This is a genomic window from Planomicrobium soli (assembly GCF_003014655.1).
In the GTDB taxonomy this organism is placed as follows: domain Bacteria; phylum Bacillota; class Bacilli; order Bacillales_A; family Planococcaceae; genus Planococcus; species Planococcus soli_B.
Genome location: NZ_PYAT01000008.1, coordinates 41,352 through 66,129, shown reverse-complemented (window position 1 = coordinate 66,129; position 24,778 = coordinate 41,352). Strand labels below are relative to the sequence as shown.

Here is a 24,778-nt window from a genome sequence, read left to right as displayed (position 1 = left end):
GGAACGTCCTTATGTGGGCGTTCCGGTTTTTATTTTTTTGATTTAAGTTTTATTAAGACCGATATTAAAAGGCTGATAATCGATTCTTTTTCCTGTAAACTATTCATATAAGATATTTCGTAAAGCGAAAGTTGGAATTCCTTTGAACCCATTTTTAATAACCGCTTTGATTGCATTTTTATCAGGCTGGATTTTCTTTGAAGTAGGCATGTTTTTGCCTTGGCTGCTTGGGCCAATGTTCGTCCTATTGCTGCTGAACCAATTTACAACGATCAAATTTTATTGGCCAAAGGTGTTGCGGACAGCAGGGCTTGTTCTGCTCGGTGTCCAAATCGGCTCTTCGTTCACAAAAGATACCGTCGCACTCATGTGGTTCGATTTGCCGTATATGGCTTTCATGACGCTGGCGATTGTCGGACTTTCCTTAGGCCTGGGCCTGTTGTTTCGGCGAATGGCGAATGAAAGTCTGGCGACGAGCTTATTAGGTTCCATTCCTGGCGGATTGTCGCAGATGGTTGTCATTGCAGAAGAAGTCGAATCGGCCAACGTAACTGTTGTGACAATGATGCAAACGGTCCGCATTTTTATGGTCATCTCAATCGTGCCGTTTCTGACAGTTTTTCTTGCCGGCAGGAATGCGAGCGAATTGGTTCCAGAAGCGTTCGTATTTTCGTGGCCGCCTTTTCTCGCTGCCCTCGGGATTGGATTGTCCGTTTATTGGCTTATGAAAAAAGTGCATTTTCCAGCTGCTGAGGTGCTGTCGCCTATTTTTACGATGGCGCTCGTCCAGTCCCTTACCGGCCATCATCTGATTGAATTGCCTTATTGGCTTGTGGCGCTTGCGCAAGTGTTTATCGGCGCAAATCTCGGCTTGCAGATGGAGCAGCTGCGGGAAAAAATGAACTTGCGCATGGGCATGGCAATTGTAGTAAACAACATTTTGCTGATCGGCTTCTCGGTGTTGATTGCTTATTTGCTGGCCATTTGGCTGCCGGAATACCTCTTTCTGGATTTCTTTTTGAGTGCGGCACCAGGAGGGATGGCGGAAATGGCGATTACGGCACTGGCTTCTGGTGGGGATGTGGCGCTTATTACAAGCTTTCATCTGTTCCGTTTATTCTTCATTCTTCTTCTGGCATCACCAATCATTGCCTTTGTGGTAAAAAAACTTGACGCTAAAACGGGTCATTGAGTACAATGGATTTAATTCTATACTGATGCGTTGAAGAGGATAGTAGAATGTGCGTACATTTTAGAGAGAAGGCTGTATGGTGAAAGGCTTTCATGGACAAGCATTTGAATGTCACCTCTGAGCAGTTTCCGTGAAATTCGAGTAGCGGAAACCGGATGTGAAATCCGTTATCGAACTTGAGAGCCAGATGCTTTTTTAGGTCTGTGTATAAAGGTGGTACCGCGAACAAACTCCTTCGTCCTTTAAAGACGACAGGAGTTTTTTTATTTGGTCGAACTAGGTATTATAGCCTAGTAGAGCCGGTATTAGCGTCGCAAACCACTAAAAGGAGGAATTTTCAATGACTGAACAAATGTCAACCAAGTACGATCCGCAAGCAATTGAAAAAGGCCGCTATGAATGGTGGCTCGAAGGCAAATTCTTCGAAGCCAAACCCGAAAGCGGCAAGAAGCCTTATACCATTGTGATTCCGCCGCCAAACGTAACAGGCAAATTACACCTGGGGCATGCTTGGGATACAACGTTGCAGGACATCCTGACACGGATGAAGCGCATGCAAGGCTTTGATGCTTTGTGGCTGCCGGGCATGGACCATGCCGGGATTGCAACTCAGGCAAAAGTTGAAGGGAAGCTTCGCGAAGAAGGAAAATCCCGCTATGATTTAGGGCGCGAAGCGTTTCTTGAAGAATCATGGAAATGGAAAGAGGATTATGCCGGTTTTATCCGCCAGCAATGGTCAAAGCTTGGCCTTGGCCTAGACTACTCGCGTGAGCGTTTTACACTTGATAAAGGTTTATCCGATGCGGTTCAAGAAGTTTTCGTAAGACTATATGAGAAAAAGCTTATCTACCGCGGCAAATACATCATCAACTGGGATCCGGCAACAAAAACGGCGATTTCCGATATCGAAGTTATTTATAAAGATGTACAAGGCGCGTTTTACCACATGCGCTATCCGCTGACGGATGGATCAGGCCATATTGAGGTTGCGACGACGCGTCCGGAAACAATGCTTGGGGATACTGCGGTAGCGGTTCATCCGAAAGACGAGCGTTATCAGCACTTGATCGGCAAAACGGTTACGTTGCCAATCATCGGCCGGGAAATGAAAATTGTCGCGGATGATTACGTAGACATGGAATTCGGAAGCGGAGCGGTGAAAATCACGCCGGCACATGACCCGAACGACTTTGAAATCGGCAATCGCCACAACTTGGAGCGTGTCTTGGTCATGCACGAAGACGGCACGATGAACGAGAACGCCGGCAAATACGAAGGGCTTGACCGCTTCGAATGCCGGAAAGAAATCGTTAAAGACCTGCAAGAAATGGATGTTCTCTTCAAAATCGAAGAGCACTTGCATTCTGTTGGGCACTCGGAACGCAGCGGGGCAGTAGTTGAACCGTATCTGTCAACCCAGTGGTTCGTTGACATGCAGCCGTTAGCTGCCGAATCGGTGAAGTTGCAAAAGGGAGAAGACGGCGTCAACTTTGTGCCGGAACGCTTTGAAAAAACCTACCTTCACTGGATGGAAAATATCCGCGACTGGTGCATTTCGCGCCAATTGTGGTGGGGCCACCAAATCCCGGCTTGGTACCATAACGAAACTGGCGAAATCTATGTAGGCCGCACAGCGCCGGAAGATGCAGAAAACTGGACGCAGGACGAAGACGTTCTGGATACGTGGTTCTCATCAGCCCTATGGCCGTTCTCAACGCTTGGCTGGCCGGATGCGGACAATGAAGAGCTGAAACGCTATTACCCGACAGACGCGCTGGTAACAGGTTATGACATCATCAACTTCTGGGTATCGCGCATGATTTTCCAAGCACTTGAATTTACTGGAGAAAAACCTTTCGACGATGTATTGATTCACGGCTTGGTACGTGACGCGGAAGGACGCAAGATGTCGAAGTCGCTTGGCAATGGCGTTGACCCGATGGATGTTATCGAGCAGTACGGTGCGGATTCGCTGCGCTACTTCCTGGCAACCGCATCATCTCCAGGGCAGGACCTGCGCTTCTCGATGGAGAAAGTGGAGTCGGTTTGGAACTTTGCCAATAAAATCTGGAACGCTTCACGCTTTGCCTTGATGAACATGGAAGGCATGACGTATGAAGAAATCGATCTTTCCGGCAAACGCTCGGTAGCCGATTCATGGATCTTAACGCGCTTGAACGAAACGATCGAACAAGTAACATCTCTGGCTGAACGCTATGAGTTCGGCGAAGTGGGACGGCTGCTTTATAACTTCATCTGGGATGATTTCTGTGACTGGTACATCGAAATGGCGAAATTGCCATTATACGGCGAAGACGAAGAAGCGAAGAAAACGACGCGTTCAGTTCTAGCATACGTTCTCGATAACACGATGCGCTTACTGCATCCATTCATGCCGTTCATTACCGAAGAAATCTGGCAGAACTTGCCGCACGAAGGCGAATCGATCACAGTAGCCGCTTGGCCGACTGTCGACGAGTCGCTGACAAATCAGGAAGAGGCGACAAGCATGAAGCTGTTGGTGGACATTATCCGTTCGGTTCGCACGATCCGCGCGGAAGTACAGTCGCCGATGAGCAAAAAAGTGCCGTTGACGATCCTAGCAAAAGATGCCAACACACACGCGGTTCTAGAAGCGAATGCTGCATACATCGAACGCTTCTGCAACCCGGAAACGTTGACGATCGGCGAGAACATCGAAGCGCCAGAAAAATCGATGTCAGCTGTTGTATCCGGTGCGGAACTGTTCATGCCGCTTGAAGGCTTGATCGACGTGGACGCGGAACTAGCGCGCCTGTCGAAAGAACTCGAGAAATGGGCAAAAGAAGTAAAGCTCGTTCAAGGCAAACTGTCGAACGAACGCTTTGTTTCCAAAGCGCCGGAAGCGGTTGTAGCTGAAGAGCGCAAAAAAGAAGCCGATTACTTGGAAAAACATTCAACAGTAGAAAAACGCATGGAAGAATTAAAAGCATTGTAAAAAGCAAACCCGCTTTCCAGAAATGGAAAGCGGGTTTTTTATAGGTGGAAAAATTTGCTTCATGAAGTTTTCCGGTTTTTACATGAACTATTAGCAGCCTTTCATGAAAGTTCAAGTTTTCTACAAGCATAGAGAAAATTCCTAAGTTTAGTTACAGCGTTTTTACAAGAAAGCAGAAGAAATTGACAAGAAAAATCCTATTTGTTATAGTTAGCTGACGAACGTTCGGAAGGGTGAAAATATGACGCTGGTTCAATTAAAAAAAGCTGCACAAAACCGTTTTGCAGAACATGGCTATGACGGAACATCGATGGCGCATATTGCAGAAGATGTCGGCATCAAAAAGCAATCCATCTACACGTATTTCAAAGGCAAAGATGAACTGTTTCTGGAAGTGTTCGGCAATGTAGCGGCTAACGAATGGGCTTCTGCAAAAGAATTTATCGAAAGCCATCAATCGCTGCCGGTCGACAAGTTTTTATATGAGTTTCTAATGCATCATAAAGACCGCTTTGAGCAAAACACGGACACCAAGTTTTGGCTGCGCATTTCGTTTTTTCCGCCCGCCCATTTGTATGATGAAGTTATGGAAAAAGTTTATACATACTTGGATGAACTGGAGAAATTGATTCAACCAATTCTTCGAAAAGCGGTAGAAGAAGGAGTATTGAGTGCCAATATCAACACAAAAAGAGCAACTGTTGCTTTTTTAGGAGTACTGGACAGCGTTTTTGTGGAAATGCTTTATGGCGGCCCGGAGCGTTTAGAAAAAAGATTAGACGCGTCTTGGCATTTTTACTGGCGTGGAGTTTCAAAAGATTAATTAGGAAAGCAGAGTGAAGAACATGAACACACATTGGATGTATGTGATCGTTGCAGGGATGATCGAAATTTTATGGGCGACGGGTTTAAAGCATGCTTCTAGCATATTTGTATGGATGGGCATTGCGCTGCTTATTTATATTTCGTTTGTGGTGCTGCTCAAGGCGCTGGAGAAAGTGCCGGTTGCAACCGCCTATGCAGTTTTTACGGGCATCGGAACTGCAGGGACGGTCCTTGTCGAAACCGTGATATTCGGCGAACCGCTGGGACTCATGAAACTGTTTTTCATCGCATTGTTGATGGCTGGGGTCATCGGCTTGAAACTGGTCACGGTTGATCCTGCTGAGAAAGAAGAGGCGATTTAAATGGCTTGGGTATACTTGATTTTAGCAGGCTGTTTTGAGGTGCTAGGCGTAATTGGCATGAACCGGGTCATCAAATACAAGACCATTCAATCTTACGTCGTTTTGGTCGGAGGATTTGTTATCAGTTTCAGCTTACTAGCGTTAGCTATGAAAACTTTGCCAATGGGCATATCTTACGCGGTCTGGACTGGCATCGGGACCGTAGGAGGAACTCTCGTCGGCATGTTTATATACGGAGAATCGAAAGACTGGAAGCGGCTCGCTTTCATCGGAATGATCCTGGCTGCGGTTGTCGGGCTTAAGCTGACATCGTAACAAATAAGAAGCGCTCCTGAAAAAATCAGGAGCGCTTTTTTATTCTGCAATTTTTACAATTGGTTTGATCGTTGTTCCTTTTTTCGAGTCTTCGAACGCTTCATTGATTTGTTCAAAATCGTAAACTTTAATCAGTTTATCGAATGGGAACATGCCGCGTTTGAAATAATCCACCAGCTGCGGGATAAACACTTGCGGAATCGAATCGCCTTCAATAACGCCCATTACCGTTTTGCCTTCTGCCATGATGTCATTGTGGACATCAAACGTGATTTCAGGGGTCACCCCGACAATAGCGCAAGCTCCGAGCGGCCGGAGTGCGTGGATGGATTGTTTGACGACAGGAGGAACGCCAGTTGTTTCGACTGCATAATGCGTTCCTCCGCCTGTAATCGCTTTGATTTCTTTTACGACATCGACATTCTTTCCATTTAGCGCATGGGTGGCACCGAGCTCTTTCGCCAGTTCCAGGCGGTTATCATGGATATCAACAGCTATGATATTCAAGCAGCCGGCAATTTTTGCTGCCATGACGGCACTCAGCCCTACTGCACCGCTGCCATATACCGCAATAGAAGAACCGAATTCCGGCTTGAAGCGGTTCAGCACCGTACCGGCTCCTGTCTGGATTCCACAGCCAAGCGGCCCTAAAAGCGCCAAGTCGACTTCCTTATCCACTTTGACAACGTTCCGCTCATTTGCCACCGCATACGTTCCGAACGACGATTGGCCAAAAAAGGTGGAAACCGCATGATCATGATGATGAATCCGGTTTGTACCGTCCTGCATTTGTCCGCCGAAATTCAAATCGTTAAAGCGCAAGCAAACGGTAGGGTGACCGGTCAAACAATTCTCGCAATGTCCGCAGTAAGCAAATGACAATACAACATGGTCGCCTTCTTGGATCGATGTTACCGCCGACCCGACTTTCTCGACGATTCCCGACCCTTCATGGCCAAGAACAACAGGGAACGGCGACAATCCCAAATCCCGCGCGACAGCATCGGTGTGGCACACACCGGAAGCTACAATTTTCACCAATACCTCATGGGCATTCGGTTCTGCTAATTCCACTTCTTCGAATTTAAAATCTTCACCTTGGGCATGGGTAACAGCTGCTTGAATTTTCATCTGATCCCTCCTAATTGGTTTCATTCTCATAAAGTACCCCCTTTTCGGTGGAGTATGCGCTTGGTTTGTAGGTTAGGAAACAAGTAGTGAAAGCCTGGAAATATTTTCTTCATGAAGTTTTTAAGTTTTAACATGAACTATTGGCATTCCTTCATGCATGAATATACTTTCTACATAAACTATCCAGCTTTCATCCGGCACTCCCACACTTTCTACATAAAAAAGCAGCACGCCAAAGGCGAACTGCTTTTTTAAATATCCTTTTTCCGGAAAGGAGCGCTTTTTTCTAGTTCCACCAAATGCCGGACCAGCAATTCCGCTATGTTCTCCTCATGTGTCTCGAAAAACGACCGTGCGCCGACAGGGTCTTCGATTTCATTGAATAAATGCCGGCCGTCCTGAAGCAATAAAAAGTCGATGCCGACATAATCACTGTTCAAAGCCCGTGCGATTCGCAATACATCGTCTGCCTGCGCACCCGAAACGCTAAACCGTTCGGCTGAACCGCCAAGCGAAAAGTTGGTTTTAAACGATTCCACGGAACTGCGCTTGACTGCGCCGACAATTTCATTACCAATCACGTAAACCCGTACGTCGGCTTCATGATCGACAACAGGCTGAAAAATCACTTCCGATCTAAAGAGTGGCATCTCTTCGCGGGACCGTACCATTTCCACTTCACCGCCGCCATGGCCATCAACGGTTTTTACAATGCACGGAAACTCCGGTGCTTCACGAAACGTTGGTATTGCAGGAACCCCTAACATCAGAAACAGTTGATGAGCTTGCCATTTGTCATTGGCGATGCGGTTAACTTCTGCCCGGTTTACCAAGCGGATGCCCTGGTCCTCTAGAAACCTTGCTGCTTTTGGACGGCGCACGCGGAACACTACTAGAGAGTCTGCTAACTTTTCTGCAAGCTGCACCAAGCCGGAATCCGACCAGTCGTCCCATACAATAAGTTCGAAACCGGCAAACTTCTGCAACTCTTCGATAAATCCGATGTTGCGTTTAGCGTCCGCTGCTTCATACAACAAGATCATGCCAAGTCCTCCAATATATACGCAATCATCGCATCCGCTACATTAACGCCTGTAACGTTCAAAATGTTGCGGATGTGGGCTGCAGCGTTCACTTCGCAGACAAGAGGTTCTTCATCCTCACCGAAAAGTAAGTCAACACCCGCAAAAATTGCCCCAACTGCTTCTGCAGCTTGCAAGGCCAGCTTTTTCTGTGCCTCGGTCAGATCAATAGGGGAGGCCTTGCCGCCGTTTGTGATGTTTGCGCGGAAATCCGTTTCTGAATGGCGGTACATGGCAGCTACGATTTTGCCCCCGACAATGTTCACCCTTACATCGCGTCCGCGGCTCGTATGAATAAATTCCTGGAAAACAAAATCAATGCCTCGCAGCTCTTCGACTTTTTTGTAAAAAGCAGCTTCATCTTCTATCAAATATACTTTCATACCGAACGAGCCATGGCCTTCCTTAATAATCAACGGGAAGCCCAGCTGCTCGATAACCTGTTCAAAATAGCCGGATTCCAATATGGAGAAATTCGGATAAACTTTTGGCGCGATAATGGTCTTCGGCATCGGCAAGCCAAGGGATGCCAACCGGATATACTGCGTTGCCTTATTATCGCAAAGATCGATGATGGCGGGGTCATTATAAACGGGTACGCCGCGGCTTTCCAAAAAATAGCCGAGCAAGATATCCTTGTCGAGCAAGACGGCAAAGTCAGGCAAGTCCAGGTCTGATGCTAAATCCATCACCGTTTCATAATTTTTCATCATCCGGGCTGACACGCCCGCACGTTCCGCTGCTTCGGCCACAAGCCTGGCTTGATCTGCAAACTTATCCGAGACCAAACTGCCGTTGTAGATCACCCAACATGTTGTCATTTCTACTCCACCTTCATGCTATAATTATCCTATAAAGTTTAACATGTTTTTTGCAGGAAAGAAGGTGCCTTATGATAAAAGGGTTCGCTCACTATGTCAACAAATGGAAAATAAATACTAATTCAGAAATTATACCCGGTCTAACAGCTATTTCTTCTGCTCTCGAAGAACTTGGGAATCCGCACTTATTGGGAAAATTCGTCCATATTGCCGGGACAAACGGCAAAGGTTCTACTGCAACTCTGCTTGCTGGCGTTTTGCGTGAACATGGACTATCAGTAGGCAATTTTTATTCGCCAGCGATTATTGATGTCCATGACCAAATCCAAGTGGATGGTGTCCCGATTTCCGAAAAAGAGATGGATGCCGTCATGGAACAGCTTGCTAGCATCAAAACGCCGCTCACCGAATTTGAGTTGCTGACAGCTGCTGCTTTTTTGTCGTTCCATAAAAACAGCCCGGATATCACCATTATTGAAGCGGGAATGGGCGGGCGGTATGACAGCACGAACGTCATCACTCCGATTGTATCGATCATTCCTTCTATTGCGCTCGACCACACGAATTTTCTTGGCGAGACGATAGAGGATATTGCTTGGCATAAGGCCGGCATCATTAAAAAGTGGCAGCCTGTCGTAATTGGCAACTTGCCGGACAAAGCAAAGAGAATTGTCGTTGAAACAGCCAACCTCCTTCATTCAGAAGTGATCGAACCGAAACAGCCGGTTCAAGCGGAACTAAAGCTCAAAGGCAAACACCAGCGCCACAATGCGGCAGTCGCCCTTGAAGCGGCAAAAGAAATTCTGCAGTTTCGTTATGACGATGCTAAAGCGGAAGCTGGTCTTGCAAAAGCAGTAATTTCAAACCGTTTTGAAGAAATCTCTCCGAATGTGATTTTTGATGGCGCGCATAATACCGAAAGCATCCAGGCGCTTGTAGAAACGATAAAAGAAACCTATCCAAATGAAAAAATTCATATCGTTTTGGGAATGCTGAAAGACAAGGATTACATAACTGTCTTACGTCAACTAGAAAAAGTGAGTGAACATTTTACTTTTATTGATTTTGAGAATGAACGTGCACTGCCAGCCCAAACTTTATTTGAAGAAAGTAAAAGTAAAATAAAGACAATTCGGAATATGTATGATATATTACCTGAAAGAGAAGAAAAAGAAGTGACAATAGTCACGGGTTCGCTCTATTTATTATCAGGTTTGCGAGAAAGGGAGTTCCGAATTTTTTAATATCCTATCTATAGACCTTAAAAGTTACAAAATGCCAACTGAGCGATTATTATAAAGGGAGAAGATGCTATGCCTGTTACTACCAAAAGAAAAACAGTTCTTTGGTCTCTCTGGATATTAATCGTTCCAGTCGGCTTGTTTTTTGTCTATCAAAAATATCCGCCTCCTGAAATAGATGGTTGGAATTTATTGGCTTATGCCTTGTTTTTTATCATCGCTTGTTTAATGCCAATGAACATTAACGGTTCCTCAACTTATTTGGTCCAATGGGCCACTGTCGCCGTGTTTTTAAAGTATGGAATATTTATCGAAATTCTTTTTTCTCAGCTGACAGTATTTATTGTTATTTTAAGAAGCAGAACCTCAGAGCCGTTATCATTCCGGATTCCTTTTAATTCCCTTATGTTTTTCACCGCTTCTTTATCCGCTGGCCTTGCCTTTTTTGCAGTCGGCGGCCAACTTGGCTCGCTGAATATTGAAAAGATTGTTCTTTATGCTTTTGTTTTTCAATTTACCTCATTTTTAGTCAATCAATTGATCTTCTACTATTATGATAAATACACTGGAGCTGATCCTAAGTTTTTTTCAGTAGATATGATATGGGACCTTTCAATAACACTGTTAGTATTTCCATATGCACTGGCCCTTTACTTTTCTGAAATGTACATCGGCCTATCAGCCTTACTTTTTCTAGGAATACCTTTCTTTATCATGACGGCGATTATGAAGATGTATAACAGCTCTGAAAAGATTAATGTGGAATTGAAAAAAGCGGGCGATATAGGACATCAATTGGCTGCTCGGCTTTCTACAGATGAAGTGCTCGATCAGTTTGTGGTTCAAGTAGCAGATCTCTTCAAAGCGGACTATGCCTATGTTTTGGATTATCGTGACAATCAGTTGCAGATGCTTAGAATGTTCGAGAATATGGAATTGCAAAAACCAACTGTCCCGCCTGTGCGTTATAACCAGGGAATTGGAGGCAAAGTGGTCACAACCAATGCTGCAATTATCTACGATAGGAAATCCCAATGGTCAGATATTGTTACGGGCCATCTGCCAATTGATACAGAAAGCATAATGGCGACTCCGATCGCCCGGAACAATAAAACCGAGGGTGTCTTGATGCTGGCATCCCGCCAGAAGTATGCATTCGCCAATCATCAGCTTCAGATTATTGATATATTAAGCACGTATTTTGCGGTTTCTTTGGAAAAGGCAAGCTATCTGCAGCAAGCAATCGCCATCAGCGAACGCTGCGGGCTGACGAAACTTTACAATTACCGCTATATGGATGATCAACTTCAAAAAAATATGGTGAAGATCGGTAACGGGGAATTAGATCAATTATCACTGGTTATGATGGACATTGACCGGTTTAAAGGAATTAACGACCAATATGGCCATCAAAGCGGCAATGACATCCTCATCCAGCTTGCCCGCATTATTGAAGAAGAAGTTGGCGGCGAAGGAATTTGTGCACGCTATGGCGGCGAAGAGTTTGTTGTGCTTTTGCCAAACTACGGCAAAGACTTGGCGTTATTGTTTGCGGAAAATCTCCGGAAGCGAATTGAAATTCACCCTTTTGAAATTGTCAATGATCTTGGGACGGAAAGGGAACTTCAAATCATTAATATTACCTTGAGCATCGGGGTATCGACCGCTCCAGAAGACAGTGATGATGGGATGGCATTAATCCGCAATGCCGACCGGGCACTTTATATCGGAGCAAAACAAGCAGGGCGAAACAAAGTGGCGGCGTACGCGAAATAAGGCTGGCAGAAGGGGAAATTCCTTCTTCCAGCCTTTTTTCCTATGAATTGCAAAAAATAAAATAAAATTTATATTAAAAAGAATAGATTTTCATAGAAATAAACGGTGCAGAAATTTAATTTAAATGTAATAATAAGCAATAGCACTATTTAAATCTTTATACATTTAAATTATCCAATTTAAAGGAGATAAGCTTACTAGAAAGTACAGGGTGATGAAGATAGTGAAAGTCGATTTCAAAAATGATAAAGGATTTTCATTAGTGGAAGTCCTTGCGGCAATCGTTATCCTTAGCATAATCTTCGTAGGCATCATGACAATTTTTCCACAAATGACTCAGTTTAATGCCAAGACAGGAACTAAATTAGACACGATGAATCTGGCAAGGCATGAAGTGGCAGAAGTTGTAGCTGGCGATAAATGGAATAGTCTATTAGTTCCAGATTACTTGGCTATTACAAAAATTTCGCAGGAGATGACAGCATTGGGCTATCAGCTGAAAACCACCAATCCGGATTTCCTGAGATTTGAAAAGCAAGGGGATTATCGTTACGAAACGGATATCTATTTAAAGTGCCAAACAGATTCCGCTACTTTAACACAATGTGAAGTGACGGACAAAATAAAATTATACAAGGTCCATCTGAAAGTTTACGGAGGCAGCCAGTTAAGCAGTGAAACTTATTCTTATATCCCTTACAGGGTCGAAAGTTCAGGTGAATAAGATGAGAGGCGATCAAAAAGGGATTTCGTTTGTTGAAGTGCTGGCTTCTATTACACTCGTTTCGATTATCGCCATGATTGGCTGGACCGTGCTCTCAACAGGATCACAGCATAGCATTTCAGAAACCGGCAAAACGCATCTGCAGCAGAACGCCAACCTGATCATGGCGACATTGAGCAATGAACACCGGAAAAGCGATGAATATTATTTAAGATTCCAAAACAACGCAATAGAGCTGAAAAGTTGCAAAGACAGCATTTGCGGCAACTTTCGGCCAATAACTGAAAGCAAGTACAAGTATACAGGGACGATAAACGAAGTTGAATTTGCTGTATGGAATGAAAACCAGAAACTGGAGCCTACAAAAGCGCACGTTGCTGTCTTATTGACCGTCTCCGATTCGAAGAATCCGAGCAAATTGGTGTCGGTCCGGACCAAATTGACCAGAATTTTGACCAGCATGAAGTAAGGGGGTATCTAAAGTGAACTATTTAACCAATCAACGTGGATATGCTCTTCTTGTCGTTCTTCTGGTAATTATGCTGTTTTTTGGTTTTTCTGCCATCTTTTTATCGGGTTCAATGAGCCATGCCAAACAGGAAAAGACAGTCGATACAACAAATCAGTCAGTGGCAGCAGCTGAGATGGGAGTAGTGGATTACGCTTCCCGGTTTGAAATGGATATTGATAAGACTAGAGAACGTGTCTCCGCGCAAACTCAATTGGCTTTGAATAACTTGATCAGCTGCATTGTACCGCCCACAGGAGCGCAATGTGATACAGCAGCAAAAAGGTCTGCCTGGGAGCAGAAAATCGATCAAGACATGAGAAAGCTTTACCTTGAAGAAATTGCTAAGAAAATAGCACAGTTGAGAGAAATCGCGGAAAATCAAACAACTTTCAAAAAGACCCCTTTCCAGGAGGGGCAGATCAGTTATTTGATCAAATCGGTGACTAGTACTCCATTTACTTCAAGCGACACAGCACTTGAACAAATAATAGTAGAACTTGAAATAGAGGGGACTTCAAAAGAAGCGGCCAAAAAATTGTCCACTTCTTTTAAAATTGAAGTGCCTGATACGTTTTTAAATCCCGATGAAGCACTTAAAGTCGATACTATTGTAATTACGCAAGAAAAAGATGTTAGTTACGACGATGTTTTCAGGCTGAATTCGAGTTCTAAAACCTGCGCAACATTGCTTCATGAAGTACGAACAGGAACCGCAACAGCCCCTTACGAATGCATGTCGCAACCGGGCGAAAAATTAATGACTTTTATCAACCATATTAAGAATGAAGGATATAACCCCGAAGATTTCCGGGTATATACGGATTCTTTTGTAAATTATGTATGCAATACCAATTGCAACTCGTTAAATTTTCACGGTGTTAATGTAATTGTTAAACATACAGATATGGATGCTTTCAATAACATGAACAATTTGGTGAACGCCAATCTAGTAATCAACGGGAAACTGGATGTCGGCAACAATCTGAATAACTTAGGAAAAAACGGCATCAAGCAAAATATAATAGTCAAAGAACTGGATGTGGATAACAACATCAAAATGTATTACACCAACTTTTTGATTCTGGGCTATGGAGACAGAACAGACGCAAACATTAAATGGGGAAATCATTTTGAAGTTGCCAATTATTCCAGGCTCTGCATCGATATTGACCGGATCAACCAAACCGATCTGGAAAGGCTCTCTAAAGAAGTAACCTTTTCCGACAGCGGCTCTTTAATTTACTTTACAAAAGATCCTTCTAAAACTTTTACGCTGACAGGCGCGAAAAGGCAAGCTACGGACACTGCTGTGCATGTAACCAAAATGGATAATTACACGACTTTTTTGGAGAATTGCGGAGTTACGTTGAAAAATACCCAAACCGTGCCAACGGATGTGGCTGTGCCGATCGTTATCGATACAGGATTTGATTTTGAAGTTGAATATTAACTAGCAAGAACTGAAAGTTTACAAAAGATACAGGGGGTTACACGTTGATTCGATTGTTATTTCTCATTATGATTGCTGCCATAGTTTTATCGGTTGCAATTTTCCAATTCAAAGCCGTTTCGATGGCAAAAAAAATGGCGATGGCAGGAGGTGCGGTTGCTGCAGCAGCAATCGGTGTATTGCTTCAGACCGGTTTTGCATGGTATATGGCAATCCTTGCTATTATCGCGGTTTCTTTGCTTTTCTCAATCGTTTTCATGAAAATTGTGGAAAAAGAAGAAAGTGAAAAACTGCGTTTGGCTGAAGAACGCAAAGCAAAAAGGAAAACCTTGATACCGGCGGCAACTGCTGAAGGCCCAGGTCAGGAAGCTGCACTTCAAGATCAACCTTCAAATAAACCTGAAACAATTAAAATGGCGGAATCCTCGAAAGAACGCGAGACTATAAAAGTGCCGGAGAAGATAGCGGTGCGGGAAACCTTGCAAGTTCGGAATCCGGTAAAAGAACCAGAAACAGCTGAAGTTCAAGAAGCGAAAAAAGCACCGGAATCTATTAAAGTTCGTGAAACCTTACAGGTGCGCGAAACGATAAAAGCACCAGAACGGGAATTGGAGACAGTGCCGGCCCGACCAGCCAGCATGCAATCGATTCAACCTGTCAGAAAGGAGCGTTAACATGAACAACAACAAACTATTCGGACAGACTTTCATCGTTATTTTAACAGCTGCAATGCTGTTTTTCGGTACTGCGAATGCAGGAGCTTACGCAGTCGATACATGGCTTTTCCCGACGCAGAAATTCGGTGAAAATACTTATATCGGGACAACAGAAGTTTCTGATATGGCATTGGCCGATGCAAAACTGCTCTTTACCGGGCAAACTGCAGTATGGCGGGAAACTGCTGAACTTCATGTGACTTATCAGGACGCTACAGGAAAATATCCGCTTGAAAACGCTGAAATCCTCTTGGACGAAACCGTTGGCCAAGCTCAGTCAGGAACTCAAAATAATTTTGTTTATCATTTGTCTCCTGAAACAACTGGCATGTTTTTGGCAGAGCAATTTCCGGTAGCTCAGTTTACTGAAACGGATATAGCTACTATTAATACGAAGCTTGAACAAAGCTTGGCGGCAGGGCAAACACAGACGCGTGTGACAATCAGTGACGATTTGCTTGGACTGGAAAAAGAGATTATTGCGGACGTTTCTTTCCCGCATAACTTAAAAAGTGCTGGAATTGCCGAAGTGATTACGGCAATGCAAAGGGTGGAAATTCCGGCTGGCAGCCAGTTTTCCTTTTTGGACTTTATCAGCGAATTGAATTTGACCGACGTGACCGATGCGGAGTTGACAGAAGTAGCATCGGCTATTTATACAGCTGTATTGAAAACGAATTTTTCTATAGAAGAGCGGAGCATTGGAAATGCGCCGCCTGAAATGGTGCCGATAGGCCAAGAAGCGGCGATTAACCGTTCTCTTGGTATTGACCTGGTTTTCACCAATCCGAATGCAAGCTCGTTTGATTTGGCCGCAGCAATCGAAGGCAATTCGCTTGTCATTTCTTTGAGCGGCTACCCACTCGTTTATACTTACGCAATCCAGATTGGAAGCGAAGAAAAAGTGAAACCGCGATTGATCAAACAATATAGCGCTTTTGTTTCGAGTGGCAAAAAAGTGGAGGCGGAAGGCACGGAAGGCGTACGCATTGAAGTGCTGCGCTCTATTCTCGCCAACGGACAAGAACTCCAGGTACAGCCGATTTCTTCTGATTTCTATCCACCGGTTCACCGAGTGGAAGTATATCCGCTGACTCGAACAGAAACAGCGGCAACTGAAGGGGAAACTGGGACAACTGTTGCACCGCAGCCAGGAGAAGCTGGATTTGTTGATGCAAATGGCGATGGTGTACATGATGCTCCGGCTGCACCTGCAGAAGTTCCTGTTCAAGGAGAAGCCGGTTTTGTTGATAGTGATGGAGATGGCATTCATGATGCCCCGGCTGCACCTGCAAAAGTTCCTGTTCAAGGAGAAGCTGGATTTGTTGATACGAATGGCGACGGTATCCACGACGGAGAACCTTCTATCGAACAGCCGGCAAATGGCCAAACAGATCCGGCAACCGGAGAAACTATACGTGAAAAAACAACTACAGAAAACAGAGCACCTGTGTACGATAAAGCTGGAAATTTAGTCTATCCTTAACCGATTTTGAGGGGGAAAAACGTTTGGCAAGAACAACGCGAAAAAGATTAGGGGACATTTTAGTAGAATTGGGTTTAATTACGGAACAAGATCTTCAAGGGACACTTGAAGGCAAACAGACAGATCAAAAGCTCGGGGACGCATTGGTGCAGCGCGGACTGATTACGGAAATGCAATTGATCGAAACGCTGGAAGTCCAGCTTGGCGTTCCACACGTTTCGCTGTTCCGTTATCCGTTTGATGCGAATTTGTTCAACGTCGTTCCGAAAGAGTTTGCAAAGCGCAAATTGCTGGTTCCGATGAAAGCGGAAGGCGACCGCTTGTTTATCGCAATGGCCGATCCGACGGATTTCATCACATTGGACGATTTGCGGCTGACAACCGGTTTCCAGATAGAACCGGCTATTGCCTCCAAAGAAGATATATTAAAAACGATTGCGAAGTATTACGAAGAAGAATCGTATGACGATATGCTTGGGGAAATGCCGCAAGCGACCGAACAGCAGGATAATCCGGATGATCTGGATGCACCGATAGTCCGCCTGGTCAATCAAATTTTGTCGAATGCCGTTACGCTAAAAGCGAGTGATGTGCATTTCGATCCGCATGAAAACAAAGTTCTTGTCAGGTACCGCATCGATGGCACGCTGCGGACAGAACGGATCTTGCCAAAAACGATGCAGCAGATGGTGACGGCGCGTATCAAGATTTTGGCGAATCTGGACATCACCGAAAACCGGGTGCCACAGGATGGCCGGATCAAGACGAACGTCGACTTCCGTGCAATTGACTTGCGCGTAAGCTCGCTGCCGACAGTTTTTGGCGAAAAAATCGTTATGCGTATTCTCGACTTAAGCAACAACTTGACCGATATTTCAAAACTTGGCTTTAATCAATTGAACATGGAACGTTTCATGAAAGAAATCGATAAGCCGAACGGCATTGTGTTGATTTCCGGACCGACCGGTTCAGGGAAATCTTCAACGCTTTATGCCGCACTCAATAAGTTAAATAGTGATGAAGTAAACATTATTACCGTTGAAGATCCGGTTGAGTACCAGCTTGAAGGGATCAATCAAATTCAAGTGAACAATAATGTCGGCCTGAGTTTCGCAGCTGGCTTACGGTCCATCCTGCGCCAGGATCCGGATATTGTCATGGTGGGGGAAATACGGGATAAAGATACGGCGGAAATTTCAATTCGGGCTTCACTGACCGGCCACCTAGTGCTGAGCACAATCCATACCAACGATTCGATCGCTTCGATAAACCGATTGATCGATATGGGCGTCGAGCCTTTCTTAGTAACTGCGTCATTAAATGCGATTATCGCGCAGCGCTTGGTCCGTAGAGTTTGCCGCGACTGCCGGGAAATTCAGCCAGCAACAATTCGCGAACAAGAAATTTTTGAAAAGCGTGGTTTGACAATTGATGCTGTATCCCGCGGCAAAGGCTGCACACAGTGCAATATGAGCGGATACCGTGGGCGGATGGCGATCCATGAAGTACTTGTAGTAAATGAAGCGATCAAGAGCGTCATCAACCGCGGAGGCACAGCAGCGGAAATCCGTGATATCGCGGTCCAAAACAATACGATTTTCTTAATCGACGATGGCTTATTAAAAGTGAAGGAGGGCATGACAACGACTGAAGAAGTTCTTCGCGTTGCCATGAATGATTAACGATGCCAACAACATATATAGACAGTGTATTATCAGCAGCTAGAGAACTGAATGTATCGGATATCCATATGACGACCGGCATCCCGCCGGTTTTCCGGATGAACGGCACGTTAAAGCAATACGGGGATGAAAAATTGCTGCCGGAAGATACGAAAGAAATCGCCCGCGTCCTTATGCCGGAATCCCTATGGGAAACGTTCCTGGAAAAAGGCGAGATGGATTATTCCTACTCGATTCCAGGCGTGGCCCGTTACCGGGTCAACTCGTTCCACCAGCGCGGGTCGATTTCCCACGCGTTCCGGACCATTCCAACACGTATCCCGACAATCGAAGACTTGAACATGCCGGATACCTTAAAAAAATTGGCCGCCACCCACCAAGGGCTGATTCTCGTAACAGGCCCTACCGGTTCAGGTAAGTCGACAACGCTTGCCGCGATGATCCGGTATATGAATGAACATATGACAAAACACATTATTACGTTGGAAGATCCGATCGAGTATATGCACAAGCACGGCACATCGGTCATCGACCAGCGGGAAGTCGGCTTTGACACAAACTCGTTTGCCAACGGCTTGCGCGCAGCGCTCCGCCAAGATCCGGATGTGATCTTGGTCGGTGAGATGCGGGATTTGGAGACAATCACCACAGCCATCACCGCAGCCGAAACGGGCCACTTGGTCATGGGGACGCTCCATACGTCGAGTGCCGCTTCGACTGTCGAACGAATCATTGACGTGTTCCCGCATGAGCAGCACGCACAAATCCGGACACAGCTTGGCGGCATCTTAAAAGCAGTTATTTCGCAGCGCCTGCTTCCGACGGCGGACGGCAAAGGCCGTGTTGCCGCGACCGAAATCATGATCAGCAACCCAGCCATCGCCAACTTGATCCGATCGGAAAAAGTCCACCAAATCCCGAACGTTATCTTGACTAACCGTGCAGCAGGTATGCACATGATGGAGACGACCGTCCAAGACCTATTGAAAAAAGGGAAGATCACTCGGGAAATCGCGCAGCCTTTCCTAAAAGGAGAGGACTGATTTGGCTCGTTTCAAATACGAAGGGCGCGACCGGAAAAAAATCAGATCCGGCATCATGGTCGCCGCCAACCGCCGCGAAGCGGTAGAGAAACTGCGGGACGAAGGAATACGTGTAATTGATATCCGGGAACTGCCGGCCACAACAATGCAAAAAGAAATCACGCTCGGCGCACCGGTCAAACGCGACCAATTCATCATGTTTCTTCGCCAATTTTCGACCTTGATGCGGGCGGGGGTGACCATTGTCGATGCCGTGAAAATCCTTTCCCAGCAAGTCGAGTCAAAAGCGCTCAGAAAAACACTGGTGGAAGTAGACGAGGCCCTTCGAAAGGGAAATTCCTTGTCCGATTCGTTGGCCAAGTACCCAAAAATTTTTGAACCACTAACGATTAATTTGGTTCGCGCAGGCGAACTATCGGGGAATATTGATGAATCATTGGATCGCCTTGCTACGCATTATGACAAAGCTTACCAAACTCGCCAAAAGGTTAAATCTGCAATGTCGTATCCCATAGTTGTCGGCATTTTGGCTATTGGTGTTGTTGTTTTCCTCCTGTCGTCAATTGTGCCAATGTTCGTAGATATGTTCGAAAGCATTGGCGGCGAGTTGCCAATCGTGACGCAATTAGTCGTAGCAGCAAGCGGCTATGTGAAAGATTATTGGTATCTAATGATTTTAGGTGTTCTTTCACTCAGTGGGACGATTTGGGTAATGAAGCGCTCTGAAAAAGGCCGCTATATTTTGGATACCGTCTTGCTGCGCATACCAATATTCGGCAACATTATGAAAAAGTCAGCGCTCGCCCGATTGACTCGAACGTTAAGTTCATTATTCTCAAGCTCGGTCCCCATCCTTCAAGCATTGACGATGACAGAAAAAGTTGTTGGCAATGAAGTGATGTCAAAAGTGATTTTGTCTGCTCGTGAGTCGCTGCAAAAAGGTGGATCGCTAACGGAACCAATGAAAAAACACTGGGCGTTTCCGCCGCTCATTCCGCATATGATTTCTATCGGTGAAAAAACAGGCTCGCTTGACCATATGTTGTCAAAAGTAGCGGAATTCTACGAAAAAGAAGTGGAAGCGGAAACCGATCGATTGAAAGCATTAATTGAGCCGTTAATGATTGTTGTGCTTGCTGCTATTGTCGGGACTATAGTCCTTGCTATTATGATGCCGATGTTTGAAATGTTCCAAAATGTGGACAAATTGTAGGGAAAAATATCAAAAATAAAAGAAAATATTTCTATAAAAAAGTGTGAAAAGCTATTGTTTAATTTGAGACTATTGTTATAATAAAGCTGTACTCATCGTGGTACTAAATTGATAAGGATACGGGGGCAATGAGAATGAAGAAATTTCTTCAGAAAAAGTTAAAAGAACAAAAAGGGATGACGTTGATCGAGCTTTTGGCAGTTATCGTAATCATCGCTATTATCGCGGCAATTGCAATTCCGGCAATTGGCGGAATTATTGAAAACTCACGTGTTGGAGCAATTAAAGCAGATGCTATTAACGTTATCAATGCTGCGAAAATTTACCAAGCAGATACTAATGGCACAACAGTGACTCTGACTACATTAGAATCACAAGGTTATATTGATGATGCAGGAACTTTCGAAAACCTTAGTGCCGCTGATAAACTTAATGTAAAAGTCGACTTTACTGGTGGTAATGCACTTCTTTCGGGTAATAATGCCGATGATGGAATTGTATTGACTTTTAGTACTGCTTCTATCGCTTCTATTAATGGATTACCGAATGGTACTCCTCAAGGTGGAACATCTACTCCAGCAGGTGTTACTGTAACAAAAAGATAATAATTTATTTAGGAGCTGAAAAAATGGCCTTATCGTTTTTATCGAGAAAAGCGCGAGTCGCGACAATAACTATAGAAGAAGACGCGATTCGCTATGTCGATCTTAAATCCCGGTTACCTCTTCAATTGAGCGTCGCGGAAGAGCTTGCTCTACCTAGCGGCGCTATTGAAGACGGGAAGATCGTCGATGCAGAAGCGCTTGGATCGGTACTCGATAAGGCTGTCAATCAGTGGGGTCTCTCTAAGAAGTCAGTCCGATTCCTCGCCCCTGACGAATTCGTTATTATCCGCAAAGTACCATACCCCGAAGACGTTGCAGCTGATGAACTGAAAGGCCACTTTTTCATTGAAATCGGTGCAACGCTTTATTTGCCTTTTGAAGACCCTGTATTCGAAGTGGTGCCTTACCACACGGATACCGAACAACCGGAAGTGATCATCATTGCTTCAAAAGAATCAGTTGTCAGTGATTACGAAAATGCACTGGAGAGAGTGAAAATGAAAGCGGTCATAGCTGACATTACGCCGCTTGCGTTATACCGCTTAGCTCACCTGCAGCATGAATTTACCGAGGATGAGCACATTATGCTTATCGACTTGCAGTCGAAAAAAATGACGGTTACGATTTTCCATGAGCATTATCCGCTCTTTATGCGGCCGGTCGATTTGGACGATACCATAACGATTTCTGAAGATCCGAATGCAGTAATGGAAATCATCGAAGAAGAGGCGGAAAAACTTGCCAACTTCTACCGCTTTAACATGAACGCCGGCGAATTGGGTGTCACAAAAGTAGTCTGCAATGGCGAATACCACGACTGGGACGCATTCCAAGCTCGCTTGGAAGAGCGTTTTGCTTTGCCTGTCCATCCGGTCGTTTTGGAAGATATTCCTTCCGAAGGATCGAATGCAGTTCCGGGCCGTTTCAATCGCGCCATTGGTCTTGCGCTGAAAGAGGTGTAAACGAATATGCTTGTAGATATTAACTTATTGCCGCAAAAAGAGCGGGATCGTCCCGCCTCTATTATTGCGGCGATTTCCATTTTGGTATTAGCTCTTATTATTTGGGCGGTTTTCGCCTTTTTAGCAAATGCCAACGCGCAAGAACAAGCTGTGCTTGCCGCTCAATCCGAGCAAGTGGCAGCAGAGCAAGCGGCCATACGCCAGCAGCTCGAAGCTATTCAAGGCTTGAGCGAAGAACAGCAGCTGAAAGTGACAGTTGACTGGGCGGAGAGCTATCAATTCGATACGATTCCACTCTTGGGCGAACTGGTTGCGAAATTGCCGGAACGCGGCTTCTTTAATAGTTTCTCGTATACCGGCATGGACCAAGCCGCTTTGACGGTGCAGTTTGATACGGCACGGGAAGCTGCTTATTACTTAGCGCAATTAAAATCATCGGAACTTTTGGAATCCGCAACGCTTGATTCGATAGCCCAGCAGGAAATTGAATCTGCTACGGATGAAGGACAAATCATTGACGAAGATGCACTGGCTGAAAACCCGCGTTACCTGGCTACTTATACGCTCGTTTTTGTTGACGGCCGTATTCCTGCGGAAATTGTTGAAGGGGAAGCGGTAGAAGGAGCACCTGTTGCTGAACCGGCAACTGAAGAAACGCCGGCAGAACCAGTGCCTGCAGAAGAAACGCCAGCTGCTGAACCAACAGAACCAACTACCGAAGAACCGGCAGCTGACCCTGCAACTGAGGAGTCGGATGTTAACGTAAATGTAGAAGTAAATGAAGAAGTAAATGAAGAAGTAAATGAAGAAACAGATACCGCTCCGGCAGAAACGGAGGGGGATGGCCGATGAGCAGCATGTCGAAAAGGCAAAAAGAAATGGCTCTTATTGTATTAGCTGGTGTTTTCTTGTTAGTGCTTTCCGCATATTCCTATTTTGTTCAGTACGCTCCTGCAAAAGAAGCCAGGCTGCAGGCTGAGCAGACGCTGAGTTCTGAGCGCGAAGTTTTAATGGCGCTGCAAACCCAATTGAAAGAGGTGCCGGAAGGCGAAAAAATTCCGACTAGTGAATTGCAGCAGAAAGTTTCGATTGAACCTTTATCAGAACTGATCGTACTGCAAATCGAACAGGCGGAACTGCTTTCCAATTCCCTCGTTAAGAACATTGCAATCGCTGAAGCGCCGGTTGTGCTTCCGGTGCCGGTTGAAGGGCTTGAGAACTTGCAGGAAGTCAAGACGACCGTAGCGATCGAAGTGGTTGATTATAAAAGCATCACGAAATTTATCGAAGAAATCGAAGCAATGGATCGCATCATGATTGTCGACTCGATCGATTTTGGCGCTAACCAAGAAGTAACAGCTGCGGATCAAGAACGGGAAAACTTAGAAGTCTCATTGAGCTTTTCCGCTTATTTCCGTCCGGACTTGATCGCCTTAGCCGATACTTTGCCGAAAGTCGATGCACCGGCGCCAGCACGCAAAATCAATCCCCTGCCGCAAAATGACGGCACAAAATTTGCGGATACAGAAGAAGAGCCTGTTGTGGTCGAAGAGCCCGATGTAAATGTAGATGTTGAGGTTAACGTTGAAGACGATGCTTCTGCAGCTGCAACACCATCAGTTCAAACTCCAAACCCGAATGTTGCCGGCGTCCAAACCGCTGCGATGCACAAAGTGGTAAAAGGGGATACGCTTTTTTCTATCGCTATAAAATATTACAACACGAAAGACGGTTTGGAGTGGATTCGGCAAGCTAACAACATGACAGGTGAAACCGTCATGGCCGGCCAGACCTTGACTATTCCAAAACGTCCTTAAAGAGAAATCACTCCGATTTCTCTTTTTTTCATAAAAATTCTACGAGTAAAAGAGGGTCGCTATGACGATTACGTATGCTGTTTTCTTTTTTATATTCGGGCTGGTATTCGGCTCGTTCTTTAATGTTGTCGGTCTACGCGTGCCAAAAAAAGAATCGATCGCCTATCCGCCGTCGCATTGCACAAACTGCAACCGGCAACTGACAGCGATCGATTTGGTTCCAGTCTTGTCCTTCCTCTTTCTAAGAGGGAAATGCCGGACATGCGGCTCGAAAATCCATTGGGTTTATCCACTCATGGAGTTTGTTACCGGAGCTCTGTTCACGCTGTCGTTTTTGCATTTCGGTTTTACGCCGGAACTGGCTATCGCCATTCTTTTCGTCTCACTGCTCGTCATTATCACGGTTTCGGATATCGCATATATGCTTATACCTGACCGGGTGCTCTTGCCCTTTGCGGCAGTCCTGCTCGTTCTGCGTTTCGTGATTCCGCTCGATTCCTGGTGGGACAGCCTGCTCGGTGCAGTCGTCGGCTTTTCGCTGCTGTTCTTGATTGCGATTCTTTCAAAAGGCGGCATGGGCGGCGGCGACATCAAATTATTTTTCGCCATCGGCCTTGTGGTCGGAACCGCAGGCACTTTGATGACGTTGTTCTTCGCTTCATTGATCGGAGCAATTGTTGGCATCATTCAGCTGCGCATCACTAAGCAAGGCCGCAAGACGCCGATTCCATTCGGCCCATCCATTGCAGTCGGCGCGCTAATCGTTTATTTCTATGGATTTACTATTTTGGATTGGTATATGGGTTTTATGGGATGAAGCTTCGGCTTCATCCTTTTTTATTTCGAT

The 24,778-nt window shown here is 45.4% G+C and carries 23 protein-coding genes and 1 other annotated feature; of the genes, 20 read left to right on the top strand and 3 right to left on the bottom strand.

Translation table 11 applies throughout. From position 1 onward, the window contains the following. Positions 1-142: 142 nt before the first annotated feature. From B0H99_RS11590 to B0H99_RS11570, 5 genes are all read left to right on the top strand, one after another. Positions 143-1,192, top strand: a complete 1,050-nt coding sequence (locus B0H99_RS11590) for an AbrB family transcriptional regulator (RefSeq protein WP_106533845.1) — start codon at positions 143-145, stop codon at positions 1,190-1,192. A 21-nt stretch (positions 1,193-1,213) separates the two neighbouring features. Then, positions 1,214-1,438: a binding site (T-box leader), on the top strand. A gap of 94 nt (positions 1,439-1,532) precedes the next feature. Then, the gene (locus tag B0H99_RS11585; RefSeq protein WP_106533844.1) at positions 1,533-4,169 is read left to right on the top strand and encodes a valine--tRNA ligase; all 2,637 of its coding nucleotides are present in this window, start codon (positions 1,533-1,535) and stop codon (positions 4,167-4,169) included. Between the two features lie 241 nt (positions 4,170-4,410). Continuing rightward, positions 4,411-4,992 (top strand): TetR/AcrR family transcriptional regulator, encoded by a 582-nt coding sequence (locus B0H99_RS11580; protein WP_106533843.1) that lies wholly within the window; start codon positions 4,411-4,413, stop codon positions 4,990-4,992. Between the two features lie 22 nt (positions 4,993-5,014). Further along, positions 5,015-5,356 carry a DMT family transporter gene (locus B0H99_RS11575; RefSeq protein WP_106533842.1) on the top strand — a complete coding sequence of 114 codons (342 nt, stop codon included), beginning with the start codon at positions 5,015-5,017 and terminating at the stop codon, positions 5,354-5,356. Beyond that, positions 5,357-5,671, top strand: coding sequence for a DMT family transporter (locus B0H99_RS11570; RefSeq protein WP_106533841.1), 315 nt, complete (start codon positions 5,357-5,359; stop codon positions 5,669-5,671). A gap of 39 nt (positions 5,672-5,710) precedes the next feature. On the opposite strand, the gene B0H99_RS11565 is transcribed toward B0H99_RS11570, so the two are convergent. The 3 genes from B0H99_RS11565 to B0H99_RS11555 all read right to left on the bottom strand — a co-directional run bounded on the left by B0H99_RS11565 (position 5,711) and on the right by B0H99_RS11555 (position 8,705). Then, a complete protein-coding gene (locus B0H99_RS11565) occupies positions 5,711-6,802 on the bottom strand; it encodes an NAD(P)-dependent alcohol dehydrogenase (protein ID WP_106533840.1) in 1,092 nt (363 codons plus the stop codon). Positions 6,803-7,053: 251 nt separating this feature from the next. Beyond that, positions 7,054-7,845: an ATP-grasp domain-containing protein gene (locus B0H99_RS11560; RefSeq protein WP_106533839.1), complete on the bottom strand. Its 792-nt coding sequence runs from the start codon at positions 7,843-7,845 to the stop codon at positions 7,054-7,056. Next, entirely contained in the window at positions 7,842-8,705 is an 864-nt protein-coding gene (locus tag B0H99_RS11555) for an ATP-grasp domain-containing protein (protein WP_106533838.1), read from the bottom strand. Before B0H99_RS11555 ends, B0H99_RS11560 begins: the two co-directional genes overlap by 4 nt. 71 nt (positions 8,706-8,776) lie before the next feature. On the opposite strand from B0H99_RS11555, the gene B0H99_RS11550 reads away from it, so the two are divergent. The 15 genes from B0H99_RS11550 to B0H99_RS11480 all read left to right on the top strand — a co-directional run bounded on the left by B0H99_RS11550 (position 8,777) and on the right by B0H99_RS11480 (position 24,748). Continuing rightward, a complete protein-coding gene (locus B0H99_RS11550) occupies positions 8,777-9,949 on the top strand; it encodes a bifunctional folylpolyglutamate synthase/dihydrofolate synthase (protein ID WP_106533837.1) in 1,173 nt (390 codons plus the stop codon). A 69-nt stretch (positions 9,950-10,018) separates the two neighbouring features. After that, positions 10,019-11,722 (top strand): sensor domain-containing diguanylate cyclase, encoded by a 1,704-nt coding sequence (locus B0H99_RS11545; protein WP_106533836.1) that lies wholly within the window; start codon positions 10,019-10,021, stop codon positions 11,720-11,722. Between the two features lie 214 nt (positions 11,723-11,936). Next, positions 11,937-12,446, top strand: coding sequence for a type IV pilus modification PilV family protein (locus tag B0H99_RS11540; RefSeq protein ID WP_106533835.1), 510 nt, complete (start codon positions 11,937-11,939; stop codon positions 12,444-12,446). 1 nt (position 12,447) lies between these two features. After that, positions 12,448-12,915 carry a PilW family protein gene (locus B0H99_RS11535; protein ID WP_106533834.1) on the top strand — a complete coding sequence of 156 codons (468 nt, stop codon included), beginning with the start codon at positions 12,448-12,450 and terminating at the stop codon, positions 12,913-12,915. Positions 12,916-12,928: 13 nt separating this feature from the next. Next, positions 12,929-14,407 (top strand): hypothetical protein, encoded by a 1,479-nt coding sequence (locus tag B0H99_RS11530; protein WP_106533833.1) that lies wholly within the window; start codon positions 12,929-12,931, stop codon positions 14,405-14,407. A gap of 44 nt (positions 14,408-14,451) precedes the next feature. Then, entirely contained in the window at positions 14,452-15,081 is a 630-nt protein-coding gene (locus B0H99_RS11525; RefSeq protein ID WP_106533832.1) for a hypothetical protein, read from the top strand. Between the two features lies 1 nt (position 15,082). Continuing rightward, on the top strand, positions 15,083-16,609 hold the full coding sequence (locus B0H99_RS11520; RefSeq protein WP_106533831.1) for a VanW family protein: 1,527 nt from the start codon (positions 15,083-15,085) through the stop codon (positions 16,607-16,609). Positions 16,610-16,632: 23 nt separating this feature from the next. Further along, a complete protein-coding gene (locus B0H99_RS11515) occupies positions 16,633-18,291 on the top strand; it encodes a GspE/PulE family protein (RefSeq protein WP_106533830.1) in 1,659 nt (552 codons plus the stop codon). Positions 18,292-18,293: 2 nt separating this feature from the next. After that, positions 18,294-19,334: a type IV pilus twitching motility protein PilT gene (locus B0H99_RS11510; RefSeq protein ID WP_106533829.1), complete on the top strand. Its 1,041-nt coding sequence runs from the start codon at positions 18,294-18,296 to the stop codon at positions 19,332-19,334. A gap of 1 nt (position 19,335) precedes the next feature. Next, positions 19,336-20,547: a type II secretion system F family protein gene (locus B0H99_RS11505; protein WP_106533828.1), complete on the top strand. Its 1,212-nt coding sequence runs from the start codon at positions 19,336-19,338 to the stop codon at positions 20,545-20,547. Positions 20,548-20,681: 134 nt separating this feature from the next. Then, entirely contained in the window at positions 20,682-21,152 is a 471-nt protein-coding gene (locus B0H99_RS11500; RefSeq protein WP_106533827.1) for a prepilin-type N-terminal cleavage/methylation domain-containing protein, read from the top strand. A gap of 23 nt (positions 21,153-21,175) precedes the next feature. After that, positions 21,176-22,114 carry a type IV pilus biogenesis protein PilM gene (pilM, locus tag B0H99_RS11495; protein WP_106533826.1) on the top strand — a complete coding sequence of 313 codons (939 nt, stop codon included), beginning with the start codon at positions 21,176-21,178 and terminating at the stop codon, positions 22,112-22,114. A 6-nt stretch (positions 22,115-22,120) separates the two neighbouring features. Beyond that, positions 22,121-22,966: a PilN domain-containing protein gene (locus B0H99_RS11490; RefSeq protein ID WP_106533825.1), complete on the top strand. Its 846-nt coding sequence runs from the start codon at positions 22,121-22,123 to the stop codon at positions 22,964-22,966. Next, positions 22,963-23,931: a LysM peptidoglycan-binding domain-containing protein gene (locus B0H99_RS11485; protein WP_106533824.1), complete on the top strand. Its 969-nt coding sequence runs from the start codon at positions 22,963-22,965 to the stop codon at positions 23,929-23,931. Before B0H99_RS11490 ends, B0H99_RS11485 begins: the two co-directional genes overlap by 4 nt. A 61-nt stretch (positions 23,932-23,992) precedes the next feature. Further along, entirely contained in the window at positions 23,993-24,748 is a 756-nt protein-coding gene (locus tag B0H99_RS11480; protein ID WP_106533823.1) for a prepilin peptidase, read from the top strand. Positions 24,749-24,778 lie beyond the last annotated feature (30 nt).

Bases quoted from the DNA above. Each gene is read 5' to 3' on its own strand.
- B0H99_RS11585 (WP_106533844.1), top strand. From the start codon at position 1,533: ATGACTGAACAAATGTCAACCAAGTACGATCCGCAAGCAATTGAAAAA.
- B0H99_RS11580 (WP_106533843.1), top strand. From the start codon at position 4,411: ATGACGCTGGTTCAATTAAAAAAAGCTGCACAAAACCGTTTTGCAGAA.
- B0H99_RS11575 (WP_106533842.1), top strand. From the start codon at position 5,015: ATGAACACACATTGGATGTATGTGATCGTTGCAGGGATGATCGAAATT.
- B0H99_RS11570 (WP_106533841.1), top strand. From the start codon at position 5,357: ATGGCTTGGGTATACTTGATTTTAGCAGGCTGTTTTGAGGTGCTAGGC.
- B0H99_RS11565 (WP_106533840.1), bottom strand. From the start codon at position 6,802: ATGAAAATTCAAGCAGCTGTTACCCATGCCCAAGGTGAAGATTTTAAA.
- B0H99_RS11560 (WP_106533839.1), bottom strand. From the start codon at position 7,845: ATGATCTTGTTGTATGAAGCAGCGGACGCTAAACGCAACATCGGATTT.
- B0H99_RS11555 (WP_106533838.1), bottom strand. From the start codon at position 8,705: ATGACAACATGTTGGGTGATCTACAACGGCAGTTTGGTCTCGGATAAG.
- B0H99_RS11550 (WP_106533837.1), top strand. From the start codon at position 8,777: ATGATAAAAGGGTTCGCTCACTATGTCAACAAATGGAAAATAAATACT.
- B0H99_RS11545 (WP_106533836.1), top strand. From the start codon at position 10,019: ATGCCTGTTACTACCAAAAGAAAAACAGTTCTTTGGTCTCTCTGGATA.
- B0H99_RS11540 (WP_106533835.1), top strand. From the start codon at position 11,937: ATGAAGATAGTGAAAGTCGATTTCAAAAATGATAAAGGATTTTCATTA.
- B0H99_RS11535 (WP_106533834.1), top strand. From the start codon at position 12,448: ATGAGAGGCGATCAAAAAGGGATTTCGTTTGTTGAAGTGCTGGCTTCT.
- B0H99_RS11520 (WP_106533831.1), top strand. From the start codon at position 15,083: ATGAACAACAACAAACTATTCGGACAGACTTTCATCGTTATTTTAACA.
- B0H99_RS11510 (WP_106533829.1), top strand. From the start codon at position 18,294: ATGCCAACAACATATATAGACAGTGTATTATCAGCAGCTAGAGAACTG.
- B0H99_RS11500 (WP_106533827.1), top strand. From the start codon at position 20,682: ATGAAGAAATTTCTTCAGAAAAAGTTAAAAGAACAAAAAGGGATGACG.
- pilM (WP_106533826.1), top strand. From the start codon at position 21,176: ATGGCCTTATCGTTTTTATCGAGAAAAGCGCGAGTCGCGACAATAACT.
- B0H99_RS11490 (WP_106533825.1), top strand. From the start codon at position 22,121: ATGCTTGTAGATATTAACTTATTGCCGCAAAAAGAGCGGGATCGTCCC.
- B0H99_RS11485 (WP_106533824.1), top strand. From the start codon at position 22,963: ATGAGCAGCATGTCGAAAAGGCAAAAAGAAATGGCTCTTATTGTATTA.
- B0H99_RS11480 (WP_106533823.1), top strand. From the start codon at position 23,993: ATGACGATTACGTATGCTGTTTTCTTTTTTATATTCGGGCTGGTATTC.